Annotated in this window: 10 protein-coding genes; 8 read left to right on the top strand and 2 right to left on the bottom strand. The window is 69.4% G+C overall.

Annotation, left to right across the window (positions count from 1 at the left end):
- Positions 1-213 (top strand): formate dehydrogenase subunit delta, encoded by a 213-nt coding sequence (locus ACFVXA_RS35835; protein WP_362033133.1) that lies wholly within the window; start codon positions 1-3, stop codon positions 211-213.
- Between the two features lie 47 nt (positions 214-260).
- Here the strand turns inward: ACFVXA_RS35835 and moaA are convergent, their stop codons facing one another.
- Positions 261-1250 (bottom strand): GTP 3',8-cyclase MoaA, encoded by a 990-nt coding sequence (gene moaA, locus ACFVXA_RS35840; RefSeq protein WP_383745981.1) that lies wholly within the window; start codon positions 1248-1250, stop codon positions 261-263.
- Between the two features lie 121 nt (positions 1251-1371).
- Here moaA and ACFVXA_RS35845 point away from each other — a divergent pair, with 121 nt between their 5' ends.
- Both ACFVXA_RS35845 and ACFVXA_RS35850 read left to right on the top strand, forming a co-directional pair.
- Positions 1372-2373, top strand: coding sequence for a 2-dehydropantoate 2-reductase (locus tag ACFVXA_RS35845; RefSeq protein WP_362033138.1), 1002 nt, complete (start codon positions 1372-1374; stop codon positions 2371-2373).
- A 187-nt stretch (positions 2374-2560) separates the two neighbouring features.
- On the top strand, positions 2561-3493 hold the full coding sequence (locus ACFVXA_RS35850) for a LysR family transcriptional regulator (RefSeq protein ID WP_362033141.1): 933 nt from the start codon (positions 2561-2563) through the stop codon (positions 3491-3493).
- Between the two features lie 330 nt (positions 3494-3823).
- Here ACFVXA_RS35850 and ACFVXA_RS35855 read toward each other — a convergent pair whose 3' ends face one another.
- Complete coding sequence (locus ACFVXA_RS35855) at positions 3824-5437, bottom strand: FadD7 family fatty acid--CoA ligase (RefSeq protein ID WP_362033144.1); 1614 nt, start codon at positions 5435-5437, stop codon at positions 3824-3826.
- Positions 5438-5751: 314 nt separating this feature from the next.
- Between ACFVXA_RS35855 and oxc the strand changes: the two genes are divergently transcribed.
- The 5 genes from oxc (at position 5752) to ACFVXA_RS35880 (ending at position 13585) form a co-directional block, all read left to right on the top strand.
- A complete protein-coding gene (gene oxc / locus ACFVXA_RS35860; protein WP_383745987.1) occupies positions 5752-7503 on the top strand; it encodes an oxalyl-CoA decarboxylase in 1752 nt (583 codons plus the stop codon).
- Positions 7504-7580: 77 nt separating this feature from the next.
- Positions 7581-8837, top strand: a complete 1257-nt coding sequence (gene frc, locus ACFVXA_RS35865; RefSeq protein ID WP_362033149.1) for a formyl-CoA transferase — start codon at positions 7581-7583, stop codon at positions 8835-8837.
- A 442-nt stretch (positions 8838-9279) separates the two neighbouring features.
- Positions 9280-9615, top strand: a complete 336-nt coding sequence (locus tag ACFVXA_RS35870; protein WP_362033152.1) for a hypothetical protein — start codon at positions 9280-9282, stop codon at positions 9613-9615.
- A gap of 199 nt (positions 9616-9814) precedes the next feature.
- Positions 9815-11881 (top strand): Helicase associated domain protein, encoded by a 2067-nt coding sequence (locus ACFVXA_RS35875; protein ID WP_390028301.1) that lies wholly within the window; start codon positions 9815-9817, stop codon positions 11879-11881.
- Positions 11882-12295: 414 nt separating this feature from the next.
- Positions 12296-13585: an FAD-dependent monooxygenase gene (locus tag ACFVXA_RS35880; protein ID WP_390028302.1), complete on the top strand. Its 1290-nt coding sequence runs from the start codon at positions 12296-12298 to the stop codon at positions 13583-13585.
- Positions 13586-13633: the final 48 nt, after the last annotated feature.

Consider the following 13633-nt stretch of genomic DNA (forward strand, 5'->3'; position numbering starts at 1 on the left):
ATGACAGCCACCGTGCCACCGGAACGCCGGATGGCGAACGACATCGCCGCGAACCTCGGACACCTGCCGGGGGAGCAGGCCGCCGAGGCGGTCGCGGGACACATCGGCAGGTTCTGGGATCCGCGCATGCGCACTCGGCTGTACGAGTTCGTCGACGCCGGAGCGGACGGGCTCGACCCCCTGGTGGTCGCCGCGGTCAAGCTGCTGCGCTGACCCGCGGTGGCGGCCCGGGCCCCGGTTGAGGGTCCGGGCCCGGGCCGTCAGCCACCGATGGCGGACATCGGGCGCGGGGGCTGCAGGAAGGCCGGGTCGTCGAGCCCGGAACCGGCCTTCTTGCCCCACATCGCGACCCGCCACCGCTCGGCGATGTCCTGGTCGGACGCGCCCGAGCGCAACGCCGTGCGCAGGTCGGTCTCCTCGCGGGCGAACAGACAGGTGCGGACCTGTCCGTCGGCGGTGAGCCGGGTCCGGGCGCAGGCGCGGCAGAACGGCCGGGTGACCGAGGCGATCACCCCGACCCGGGCGGGACCGCCGTCGACGAGCCAGCGCTCGGCGGGCGCGGAGCCCCGCACGGAGGCCGCCTCGGGGCTGAGGGCGAAGCGGGCGGAGAGCCGTCGGAGGATCTCGTCGGCGGTGACCATGTCGTCGCGCCGCCAGCCGTGCTGGGCGTCCAGCGGCATCTGCTCGATGAAGCGCAGCTCGTAGTCGTGCCGCAGCGCCCAGTCGAGCAGGTCGGGGGCCTCGTCGTCGTTGACGCCGCGCAGCAGGACCGCGTTGACCTTCACGGGGGTGAGGCCCGCCTCGTGGGCCGCGGCCAGACCGGCGAGGACGTCGTGGTGCCGGTGGCGGCGGGTGAGGGTGTGGAAGACCTCGGGACGCAGGGTGTCGAGGGAGAGGTTGACGCGGTCGAGCCCCGCGGAGCGCAGCGCCTTCGCGACGCGGGCCAGGCCGATGCCGTTGGTGGTCAGGGAGAGCCGGGGGCGCGGGTCGAGGGCGGCGCACCGCTCGACGATGCCCACCAGCCCCGGGCGGAGCAGCGGCTCGCCGCCGGTGAAGCGCACCTCCGTGACGCCCAGCTCCCGTACGGCGATCGCGACCATCCGCACGATCTCGTCGTCGGTGAGCAGTTCGGGCTTGGCCAGCCACCGCAGGCCTTCCTCCGGCATGCAGTACGTGCAGCGCAGATTGCACCGGTCGGTCAGTGAGACCCGCAGATCGGTGGCGGTCCGACCAAAGGTGTCGATCAACACGGGGGTTGCCCCTTTCGCTCGAAGCAGGCCAGGCCGTGACAAGGGTGTTCCCTTCTCGCGAGGATACTGCATACAGTATTCATCACGTCAGCGTTCATCACGTCCCTCGAGAGGAGCCACCGTGAAAATCGCAGTCCTCGGAGCCGGTGCGATCGGCGCCTATGTCGGAGCGGCACTGCACCGTGGCGGCGCGGAGGTCCACCTGGTCGCCCGCGGTGAACACCTGCGGGCCATACGCGAGCACGGCGTCCGGGTGAACAGCCCGCGCGGTGACTTCGTGGCCCGCCCCCACGCGACCGACGACCCGGCCGAGATCGGCGCCGTGGACTATGTGTTCCTCGGGCTGAAGGCGCACGCCTACCCCTCCAGCGGATCGCTGGTCGCCCCGCTCCTCGGCGAGCGGACCGCGGTGGTGGCCGGCCAGAACGGGATTCCGTGGTGGTACTTCCACAAGCTGCCAGGACCCTACGAGGGACGGCAGATCGAGGCGGTCGACCCGGGCGGTGCCACCAGTAAGGTCCTGCCCCCTGAGCGGGCCGTCGGCTGTGTGGTCTACCCCGCCACGGTCATCGAGTCCCCCGGCGTCATCCGGCACCTGGAAGGCACCCGGTTCTCCATCGGCGAGCCGGCCGGCGGAGTCTCCGACCGGTGCACGGCCCTGAGCGAGGCCATGATCGCGGGCGGCCTGAAGTGTCCGGTGGAGCCGAACCTGCGCGACGACATCTGGATCAAGCTGATGGGCAACGTCGCGTTCAACCCGATCAGCGCCCTCACCCGGGCGACCATGGTCGACATCTGCCGGCACCCGCCCACCCGGCGGCTGGTCACCCACCTCATGGAGGAGACCCTCGACATCGCGGCCAGGGTCGGCAGCACCCCGGACATCTCGATCGAGAAGCGGCTGCGCGGCGCCGAAGGGGTGGGCCACCACAAGACCTCGATGCTCCAGGACCTCGAAGCGGGCAAGCAGCTGGAACTCGACGCCATCGTCACCGCGGTGGTGGAGATGGCCGACATCTCCGGCGCCGAGGCGCCCACGCTGCGCGCGGTCCACGCCGCGACCGACCTCCTGGCACGAGGTGCCACGGCGGCCACGCGGACCCAGGGGGCGGTGCCTGCCTAGGGCCGTGCCTGCCCAGGGCGCTGCCCCCGCCGCCGTACGACGTGCTGCCCCGCCGCCGTACGACGCTGCCCCGCCGCTGTGCACAAGGGTGTCGCTTGCCACGCTCGATAGGCTTCGGGTGATCACCTGGCATCCAGCTCTTCCGTGCGTAGCGCTGGCGCGGGCCCCAGGAAGAGAGGAGTCGGTCATGCTGTTCCGGCAGCTGGAGTACTTCGTGGCGGTGGCCAGGGAGCGGCACTTCGCCCGGGCGGCGGAATCCTGTTACGTGTCCCAGCCCGCGCTCTCGGCGGCGATCGCCAAGCTGGAGCGCGAGCTGAACGTCACCCTGATCAACCGAGGGCACAACTACCAGGGCCTCACCCCGGAGGGCGAACGCCTCGTCGTGTGGGCCAAGCGGATCCTCGCCGAGCAGGACGCGTTCAAGGCCGAGGTGGCGGCCGTACAGTCGGGCATCACGGGGACGCTGCGGCTCGGCACGGACCCCACGGCGTCGACGACCCTGGCGCTTCCCGTGGCCGCGTTCTGCGCGGCACACCCGCTGGCCAAGGTGCAGGTCCGCTCCCGGCTCTCGACGAAGGAGCTGCACCGCCAGCTCCGCGACTTCGAACTGGACGTGGCGATCGCCCACTTCGACCCGGGCGACCAGGAGGGCCTGCAGGTCGTCCCCCTGTACCAGGAGCGGTACATGCTGCTGGTCTCGGACGACCAGCTGCTGTCCCAGGCCTCCACGATGACGTGGGCGGACGCGGCGCAGTTGCCGCTGGCCCTGCTGACGCCCGACATGAGGATCCGCCAGATCATCGACAGCGTCTTCGCGGAGAAGGGGTTCGTGGTGACCCCGCAGGTGGAGACGGACTCGATCGCCTCCCTCTACGCGCATGTGGGTGGCGGCGAGTGGGCGAGCATCGTGCCGCACACGTGGTTGCGCGCGATGCCGGTGGTCGGCAGGACGAGAGCGCTGCCGCTGGTCGATCCGGAGGCCGGGGCCCAGGTCTCGGTGGCGATCCACGCGGCCACCCCCGGTTCGGTCGCCGCCCGGGCGTTCGTCAACGCGGCGACCGGCCTGTCGCTGGACGACTTCTTCGGCCGGCCACTGCCGACCGAGCATCGCGTGCGGTGAGACGTGACGCCGAGGCGCGTCACGTAGCCCTTGCGCAGGGCACCCGGGGTGCGGGGACGGCACGTCGGGGACGGCGCTCAGGGATGCCGGGGCGTCTACGTCGGGCATGGCGCTCGGAGATGCCGGGACCGCACGTCGGGGGTACGGCGCTCGGGGACGGCGTGCGTCACGTCGGGTTCGGCGCTCGGGGAGCCATGCGTCATGCGTCATGTCGGGTTCGGCGCTCGGGGACGTCGAGGCGTCCACGTCGGGGACGGCGCTCAGGGGCGCCGAGGTATCGCGTGGGGTACGGCGCTGAGGGGCGCCGGGGTGTCACGTCGGGTACGGCGCTCAGGGGCGCCGGTGGGTCACCTCGGTCGCGTACCGGGTTTCCACCGCCAACCGGTCCAGGCCTCCCTTGGCGGTGTGCGGGAGACCGGCGACGAGGACGAGCCGGTCGGGCACTTCGAAGGCGGCCAGCCGGTCACGGCAGTAGTGCAGGATCTCCTCCGACCCGATGCTCTCGCCCTCGCGCACGACCACGGCCGCACCGACGCGCTGCCCGTACGTCGCGTCGGGGACGGCGAACACGGCCGCCTCGGCGACTCCGGGACAACCGGCGAGGATGTCCTCGACATGCTCGGGAGAGATCTTCTCGCCGCCGCGGTTGATGAGGTTCTTGATGCGCCCGGTGAGGGACAGATACCCGTCCTGGTCCAGGGAGCCCAGGTCGCCGGTGCGCAGCCACCCGTCGACGAATGTGTGCGCCGTCTCGGCCGGCCGGCCGAGATAGCCGCGGGCGACCGTGGCACCGTGCACCCACACCTCGCCCTGGACGCCGACCGGACACGTCCGCCCGTTCCCGTCCACGATCCGCAGGTCCACTCCGGTCGCCCGGCCGACCGACCCGTGCTTCAGGGCTCCCCCCTGCGCCAGCGGCTCGCTGGTCGCCTGGTGCGTGGACTCCGTCATCCCGTACGCGGACAGCAGCGGCGCGCCGAACGTGCGTTCCAGGGCCCGCTGGGTGGCCGCGTTGAGAGGGGCGCTGCAACTGCGCACGAACTTCAGGGGCGGCACCTGCGGGCCCGGGTAATCCGTCTCCGACCGGTCCAGGAGGATCTCATGGATGGTCGGGACCGCGGTGAACCAGGTGGCGTTCGCGGCTCGCATGTCGTCCCAGAACGTACGCGCCGAGAACCGTCCCCGCTGGGGCAGCAGCACGCATCCGCCGCTGGCCAGGGAGGCCAGGAGCGCCGCGAACAGTCCGTGCCCGTGGAAGAACGGCATCACCGCGACCGTCGCGTCGCCGGGGCCCAACTCGTAGGTGGCGCAGATGTTCCGTACGGAGGCGGCCACGTTGGCGTGGGTCAGCGGCACCATCTTGGCCCGGTCGGTGGTGCCCGCGGTGAACAGGACGAGGGCGTCCTGGCCCGACAACTCGTGGGCCGCGCCCCGGACATGGCGCACCGTACGCGCGCCGGTGTCCAGTGTGACGGCCGCCGTCCCGGCCCGCGAGGCGTCCACCCGCAGCGGCCACGTCGGGATAGGGACCCGCGCGATCGGCGGGGCGTCGGCCGCGGGCGGACCGAGCAGCACGGCCTGCGCGCCCAGCGCTTCGAGCCGGGCGGACAGCTGGGACCCGGGCAGGGTGGGGTCCAGCGGAGCGACCACCAGACCGGCGCGCGCCGCTCCGAGCAGCGCGACGACGAACTCCGCGGTGTTGGCGCAGATCAGGCCGACCGCGTCGCCCCGGTGCAGGCCCGTGCGGCCCAGCCGGGCGGCCACGTCGTCCGCCAGGGCCGCCAGGGCCCGGTAGGACAGGTGCACCCGGTCCCCGGTGACGACGAGGGCACGGGCACGCGGGCGGTCGCGCACCTGCCGGTCGAGGAGATCGACGAGGCCGGTGACCGCCGGGGGCCGGTACCGGTTCGCGTCGCGTACGGATGCCGCGGCCGGAACGGCCATGACCCCACCTCCTCGCGCCGAGCCCGATGAATCCGATGAATCCGATGCATTCGATGCATTCGATGAAGCAGTCCTCTGCGAGCCTGCGGTGGCCCGCGGTGCGCGTCCAATACGTACTGGCGAACGGCCGATAGCAACCGTCTATCAAGGGGCTGAGGAGGCCAAGTGAGCCCAGGTCAGGTGGGTTCCACTCGTCGTCGATAGACGCTGTTTATCGGCTGGTCGCCGATGGGTCTTGGACGTGGGCGGGCGGTCTGCGGAAGGTGAGAGGAGTAGCCGCACAGGCATGACCTGCCCAAGGAGGACCTCGGACCATGACCGCCCCCTCGACAATGGAGACCGCGGCAACAGCCGACGTTCCGACCGAGCTCACCGACGGGTACCACCTGGTCGTCGACGCGCTCAAGATGAACGACGTCGACACCATCTACGGGGTGGTCGGCATCCCGATCACCGACCTGGCCCGCCTTGCTCAGGCGCAGGGCATCCGCTACATCGGCTTCCGTCACGAGAGCAACGCCGGACACGCGGCGGCGGCCGCCGGCTACCTCACGAAGAAGCCGGGCGTGGCGCTGACGGTGTCGGCTCCGGGCTTCCTCAACGGGCTGGTCGCGCTGGCGAACGCGACCACGAACTGTTTCCCGATGGTCCAGATCTCCGGCTCCAGCGAGCGCCATCTCGTCGACCTCAAACAGGGTGACTACGAGGAGATGGACCAGCTCGCCGCCGCGCAGCCGTTCGTCAAGGCCGCCTACCGGGTGAGCCGCGTGGAGGACATCGGCCGCGGCATCGCCCGCGCGCTGCGCACCGCGATCTCCGGGCGCCCCGGCGGGGTCTACCTCGACATCCCCGCCGCGGTGCTCGGCTCCATCATGGACGCGGAGGCGGGCGCCAAGACGCTGAGCCGTCTCGTCGACCCCGCGCCGCGCCAACTGCCCGCCCCCGAGGCGGTGGACCGGGCCGTCGAGCTGCTGGCCGGCGCCCAGCGCCCGCTGGTGGTGCTCGGCAAGGGCGCCGCGTACGCCCAGGCGGACGCCAAGATCCGCGAGTTCATCGAGTCCACGGGCGTGCCCTACGTACCGATGTCGATGGCGAAGGGTCTGCTGCCCGACGACCACCCGCAGTCGGCGGCCACCGCCCGTTCGCTGGCGCTGAAGAAGGCCGACGTCGTGATGCTCGTCGGCGCCCGCCTCAACTGGCTGCTCAACCACGGCGAGGCACCGCAGTGGAACCCCGACGCCAAGTTCATCCAGGTGGACATCGAACCCAAGGAGATGGACAGCAACCAGCCCATCGCCGCGCCGCTCGTCGGGGACATCGAGTCTGTGCTCGACGCGATCGCCGAGCGCACCAAGCCCGGGCAGATCGCGGCGCCCGCGGCCTGGAAGGAAGAGCTGGCGGCGCGCTCGGCGCAGAACGTCGCCAAGATGGCGAAGCGCCTCGAGGCCGACCCGCACCCCATGCAGTTCATGGGTGCGCTGAAGGCCGTACGCGACGTCGTGCACGAGCGCCCGGAGACGTACATCGTCAACGAGGGTGCCAACGCGCTGGACATCGCGCGCAACGTGATCGACATGCACGTACCGCGCCACCGCCTCGACAGCGGCACGTGGGGCGTCATGGGCATCGGCATGGGGTACGCCATCGCCGCCGCCGTCGAGAGCGGTGCGCCGGTCGTCGCCGTCGAGGGCGACAGCGCCTTCGGCTTCAGCGGCATGGAGCTGGAGACCATCTGCCGCTACAAGCTGCCCGTCGTCACCGTGATCATGAACAACGGCGGTGTCTACCGCGGCGACGACGTCAACCCGCTCGACGACGCCCCGTCGCCGACGACCCTCATGCTGTCGGCCCGCCACGACCTGATGATCGAGGCGTTCGGCGGCAAGGGCTACCGCGCGACCACTCCCGCCGAGGTCACCGCAGCCCTCACCGAGGCGCTCGCCTCCGGCGGCCCGGCGCTCATCGACTGCGTGATCGACCCCTCGGCCGGCACCGAGAGCGGCCACATCTCGCACCTCAACCCGAAGGGCATCACCGTCGGCAACATCACGCCGGCGAAGAAGTGAGCGAAGACGTAACCGACTTACGGCCTTCACCCCGCACTCCCGCCCCGCACGAGATCATTCACGAGAAGGAACCCACCATGAGTGAAAAGCCGCTCGCCGGAATCAAGGTGATCGACTTCACCGGCGTCCAGGCCGGCCCCGCCTGTACTCAGATGCTCGCCTGGTTCGGCGCCGACGTCATCAAGGTCGAGCGCATCAACGGCGGCGACGTGACCCGCCGCCAGCTGCGCGACATCCCCGACCTCGATGCCCTCTACTTCACCATGCTGAACAGCAACAAGCGTTCGCTGGCCATCAACACCAAGGCCCCTGAGGGCAAGGAGGTCATGGAGAAGCTGATCCGCGAGGCGGACATCCTGGTGGAGAACTTCGCGCCGGGCGCCATGGACCGCATGGGTCTCGGCTGGGACTACATCCACGAGCTGAACCCGCGGCTGATCTTCGGCTCGGTCAAGGGCTTCAACGACGACTCGAAGTGGAACGACCTCAAGGTCTACGAGAACGTCGCCCAGGCCGCCGGCGGCGCCGCCTCCACCACAGGCTTCTGGGACGGCCCGCCGACCATCAGCGGCTCGGCCCTCGGTGACAGCAACAGCGGTATGCACCTGCTGATCGGCCTGCTGACCGCGATCATCCAGCGCAACGCGACGGGTCTCGGCCAGAAGGTGTCGGTGTCCATGCAGGACGCCGTCCTCAACCTCACCCGGGTCAAGCTCCGTGACCAGCAGCGGCTGGAGAAGGTCGGCTACCTGGAGGAGTACCCGCAGTACCCGAACGGCGAGTTCGGCGACGCGGTGCCCCGCGGTGGCAACGCCGGTGGCGGCGGCCAGCCGGGCTGGATCCTGAAGTGCAAGGGCTGGGAGACCGACCCCAACGCCTACATCTACTTCACCATCCAGGAGCAGAACTGGGTCCGCACCTGCGAGGCCATCGGCAAGCCCGAGTGGGCCGAGGACCCCGAGTACACCACGGCGCTGGCCCGCCAGCCGCACATCATGGACATCTTCGGCGAGATCGAGAAGTGGCTGGCCGACAAGACCAAGTACGAGGCGGTCGACATCCTGCGCACGTTCGAGGTGCCCTGCGCGCCCGTGCTCAGCATGAAGGAGCTCGCCGAGGACCCCGACATGCGCAAGAGCGGCACGATCGTCGAGGTCGAGCAGAAGGAGCGCGGCACCTACCTGACCGTGGGCAGCCCGATCAAGTTCTCCGGCTTCAAGCCCGAGATCGAGGGCGCGCCGCTGCTGGGCGAGCACACGGACGAGGTCCTCGCCGACCTCGGCTACGACGCGGACGACATCCGCAGGCTGCACGAGGGTCAGGTCGTCGCCTGACCGGAACACCACGGTGCCCCGCGTACGCTCCTCGTACGCGGGGCACCGGCATGTGAGGGGGCGTCAGGTGCTGCGGTGTCAGACGCCGGCAGTGGCACTCCAAGTCCCTTGACGGGCTTCGGGGAAGAGCGGATGACGAGAACCGCACTCGCGCTCTCGGCCGGCGGAGTCGCGGGCCGATCCCGTCTCCCGGACCCTCCCCCTGCGATGGTTCACAGGAGGTGCCGGAGGTGCCGCATGGCAGACCGGACGATATGCTGACGGAAGCATCACATCCCACACTTTTATAGACAAAATGCGGATACCGCTTATGTGGGGTGACGTGTGCACGGCGGGGCGGAGTGAGGCGTTCCCCATCGGCGTCCTGTGCGACCGATGCCGCTGGTGACGAAGCCGTCGCGTCCCACCGGCCGCACTTGAAGCGCCCACGGAAGGTAGAACGATGAACCGGACACGTCGTCTCGCTGCACTCACGCCCCTGGTCGTCCCCGCGCTCGCGCTGGGCCCCGCGTTTGCCGCACACGCGTCGACCACCACCGCGCCCGGCGCCCCGTCGCGCGCGACGTGCAATGTCGAAAGAGAGTCGAACGGCAAGTACCACCTGTGGGGTGTGGGGTTCCCCGGCGGCACGAAGGTGACCTACTCGGGGTCCAGCTCGGGCACCGTCTCCACGGACCACTCGGGAAGGTTCGACGTCGACGGTCTCAGCGGGAGCAAGTTCGTCGTCAAGACAAGCCACGGAACAGCGACGCTCACCTGTGCAAAGGTCACCCACTGAAGACGCTCGCCTGCGTCAAAATCACCCACTGAAGACGCTCGCCTGCGCCAAGGTCACCCACTGAGGTGGGACGAGCGGCGCTCGCGGATCAGCATCACCAGGCATGTCTACTCTGCGTTGGATTGTCAGTGGCGCAAGCGATGCTGTCCTACGGCGGGCTCACAGCGCACCGCGGCAGCATTGTGGAGGGGGATGTGGCATGGCGCGCCTGACGGACGACAACCGGCTCTCCTTGTGCCGGCGCGACGTGGCAGCAGACTGGGACTACGAGAAGAACGCGCCGTACACCCCCGACCAGTTCACGGTCAGCTCGAACGTGGTCATGTGGTGGAAGTGCCGCGCTGGGCTCGGGCACCCCTCGTATCAGCGGAAGGTCGAACAACGTACTCGAAAGCAGCCGTTGAAGTGCGACAAGTGTCCGCCACGTCTGCCCAGGCGTCGGGAACGCTCGGACCACGATCTGCTGCCGACGGGGCATGTAACCGATGCGAACAGGTTGTCCACCTGCAGGAAAGACGTGGCGGCGCTGTGGCACTACGAGAAGAACGCGCCACACACCCCCGACCATGTGTCGATCAAGTCACGTACACGGGAATGGTGGTGGCACTGCGGCGCGGGCCTCGGCCATCAGCCGTACAAGCACACCGTGCTCGCGCAAACGCGATCGCCGGCCCCTCCCCGATGCCCCTCGTGTCCGAGGCGGATGAGGCTCGATGCCAAGGTCTCGGACGCCAACCGCTTCTCCATGCACGCTCCTGAGGATTTGATCAAGTCCTGGAACGAGACCGAAAACCTGCCGCTGACACCGGACATGGTCTCCCTTGGAAGCGGCAGACTGATTGTCTGGGACTGCCTGGCCAAGCCGGATCACCCCTCGTGGAAGGCATCCGTGGCCGATCGCGTGGGTAGCGCCGCCCGTGAAGGAACGGGATGCCGTAACTGCGCGTTCGTCCGCACCTCCCGAGCCGAGCTGCGGCTGAAAGCCGAACTCGGACTGTTTCTCAGCGTCGATGGCGAGCCGAACAAGGCCCACGTCGCCGAAGGCAGGCCAGAAGAGGTCGACGTGGCCGATCCGACTCGAAAGCTCGTCGTCGAGTTCGACGGGGCCTACTTCCACAATGGCCTCGCGGCGTTGAAGCGGGATACGGACAAGACGGCCCGGCTCCGGGAATCGGGCTGGACAGTCGTCCGGGTTCGCGAGCACCCCCTGGACCTGATCGACGCCGACCTCGACGTCATGGTCCCCAAGGACGCGCACCCGTACCTTGTCGCGAGCGTTGTTGTCGCCCAGCTGGCGCGTCTGGGACTCATTCCCCCACAAGCGGCCAAGAGCTACTGCGCCGCCGGGCGTCTGCAGGCCGAGGCCGTCTCCAACGAGTGGATCAGCGAGCGTCTCGGCTCCGTCGTGTCCAAGGCCGAGCGCGATACCTACACTGCGAAGTGGGAGCGGATGTACGAGGCGCTGGTCAGCTTCCAGAAGCACTTCGGCACCTGCCAGGTCCCGGACGGAATCCTGGTGAAGGGCGTCGACCTGCGCATCTGGTGCTACACCCAGCGCGCCTTCCACCGGCAAGGGAAGCTGCCCGAGGACCGTCGGGCACAGCTTGCAGCCATCCCCAGTTGGCACTTCGACGCGCGTATCGGCGCCTTCTGGGAAGGCTACGAGCGCTACCGCCGAGCTCTCGAGGCCGACGGCCCTGGTCCTTCGGCGCAAGAGCTCGCGGACGCCCGCCAATGGGCGAAGAAGCTACGGGAAAGGCGCAGCCAACTCGTGGACCGGGGAGGGGACCTTCCGCAGGAGCAACTCGACGCCATGGCCAATATCTCCGGCTGGTGCTGGACACCCCGGGTGACCCGGTTCGAGGATCAGCTCGCGGTCCTCCATGCCTACTGCGCTGACACCGGCCAACTCATATCAGTGGTGAAGGCCAAAGACGTCTGGCAGGGGCATCGCATCGGTTCCTGGGTCACGAACTGGCGAACCTCCTACTCGCGGCTACCCGCCCAGCAGGTCGCTGCTCTGGAAGCTGTGCCGGGGTGGCTCTGGAGTAAGAACGACGCCGCATGGAACGCGAAGTTCGCCGCTCTTGCCGAATTTGGGCGCATACATGGGCATATCACGCCCTCACTGTCCGACGAGTCGCGGGAGATCCGACAGCTCGCCAAATGGAAGCATAAGAACCGAAGCCGGCTCCGGGGCGAAGTTGGTGACCGGGCGCGGCGACTGCGAGCCTTGCTGATCCAGTACGGGGAATCCTGGGAATAGCGCAACGACCGACCGTCGTCATGCGCCACCCAACCGTTCCCGTCGTCCAGATGATCGCGAGCGATGTCCAGGAACTCCGCAAGCACAGCCGAACTCCAGCCCCGGAGGCGAGCCGCCCGGGATGAGTGGTCCGCCGGGGGTGACCGGGATCGGGTCCCAGTCGAGGTCGCTGTGGAGAAGGGTCGCGTGCGACTGCCCAGGGCGTTGCCAGAAGATCAACTGCTCTTCGAACTCGTTCACCCAGTCCGCCAGTCTGGGTTGATGTGAGTCTCATCGGAGTTGGCGTTTCTCATCAATGTCTGCCGTGACCGATGAGTTGTGTGCGGATCCGTGGTCGATACGGCTGGATACACCGACAGCGGTGGGCCTGTGCTGGGGACGTTCCAGCGCGGGAGGAAGCAGATGGAGGCTGTGATGAGCGTCGACGACTCCGACCCGGGGCACGCGATCCGGACGGGCGGGCAGGGGAAGCGGGTGAGCGGTCCCAGGGTTTTGGTGGCGGGGGCGAGCATCGCGGGACCCGCGCTGGCCCACTGGCTGCGCCGGCGGGGGGCTGAGGTGACCGTGGTGGAGCGGGCTCCCGAGCTGCGTCCCGGCGGGCAGGCGGTGGACGCGCGCGGGGTCGCCAAGGAGGTCATCGGGCGCATGGGGTTGGACGCGGCGGTGCGCGCGGCGTGCACCGACACCGCCGGCGCGCACATCGTGGACGCGGACGGGCAGGTGCTGGAGACCTTCCGCGCCGACGACGACGGTGGCGACGGGTTCATCGCGGACATCGAGATCCTGCGCGGGGACCTGTCCCAGGTGCTCTACGACGACACCCGCGACGGCGTCGAGTACGTCTTCGGCGAGCGAATCGCCGGGCTCGCCCAGGACACCGACGGGGTCGACGTGGTCTTCGCGGGCGGCAACCGGCGGCGCTTCGACTTGGTGGTCGGGGCAGATGGGCTGCACTCGGAGCTGCGAGCGATGGTCTTCGGGCCGCATGAGCGGTTCCTCCGCCACCTCGGGCAGGTGCTGGCCTTCTGCAGTGTGCCCAACGAGTTCGGGCTGGACCGCTGGCTGCTGGAGTACCAGGACCAGGAGTCCGGGCGCTCCGCCCTCCTGCGGCCCATCCAGGACGCCACCCGGGCGATGGCCATGTTCTACTTCGCCTCGGCTGACTTCGACGTCGACCACCGTGACGTCGCAGCCCAGAAGGTCCTGCTGCGGAAGCGGATGACGGGCCTGGGCTGGTTGACCCCGGACATCCTCGCGCACCTGGACGACACTCCGGACTTCTACCTCGACCAGGTCGCCCAGGTGGTGATGGACCGCTGGTCGAGTGGACGGGTGGGGTTGCTCGGGGACGCGGCGTTCAGCTCGTCGCCGATGTCCGGGCAGGGCACCGGGCTGGCACTGGTCGGTGCCTACCTGCTGGCCGGAGAGCTGGCCGCTGCCGGATGGGACCCCGACGCCGGGTTCGCCCGCTACGAAGCGCGGATGCGCTCGTTCGTCGAGGCCAACCAGGAGATCGGCCGGTTGAACGCCCGCAGCCGCGACGTCCCCGGGCCAGACGCCGAGCCGCGCCCCGATTTCGCCGGCGAATGGTTCACCGAGCTGGTCGGGCGCGCGATCAACGGCGTCGAGCTGCCCGACTACGCGGGTGTGCCGGACTCCGCAGCCCCGGCCGGATCGCCGATCACCTCGTCGGCCAAGCCGTAGGTGTCACATAACGTGTCGAGAGGGACCACGCTTCGGTAGGACACCGCC

The organism is Streptomyces sp. NPDC058246 (genome assembly GCF_042881985.1).
Lineage (GTDB): Bacteria > Actinomycetota > Actinomycetes > Streptomycetales > Streptomycetaceae > Streptomyces.

Coding starts and splice junctions, on each gene's coding strand:
- ACFVXA_RS35880 (WP_390028302.1), top strand. CDS start 12,296: ATGAGCGTCGACGACTCCGACCCGGGGCACGCGATCCGGACGGGCGGG.
- ACFVXA_RS35850 (WP_362033141.1), top strand. CDS start 2,561: ATGCTGTTCCGGCAGCTGGAGTACTTCGTGGCGGTGGCCAGGGAGCGG.
- ACFVXA_RS35875 (WP_390028301.1), top strand. CDS start 9,815: ATGGCGCGCCTGACGGACGACAACCGGCTCTCCTTGTGCCGGCGCGAC.
- ACFVXA_RS35870 (WP_362033152.1), top strand. CDS start 9,280: ATGAACCGGACACGTCGTCTCGCTGCACTCACGCCCCTGGTCGTCCCC.
- ACFVXA_RS35855 (WP_362033144.1), bottom strand. CDS start 5,437: ATGGCCGTTCCGGCCGCGGCATCCGTACGCGACGCGAACCGGTACCGG.
- oxc (WP_383745987.1), top strand. CDS start 5,752: ATGACCGCCCCCTCGACAATGGAGACCGCGGCAACAGCCGACGTTCCG.
- frc (WP_362033149.1), top strand. CDS start 7,581: ATGAGTGAAAAGCCGCTCGCCGGAATCAAGGTGATCGACTTCACCGGC.
- ACFVXA_RS35835 (WP_362033133.1), top strand. CDS start 1: ATGACAGCCACCGTGCCACCGGAACGCCGGATGGCGAACGACATCGCC.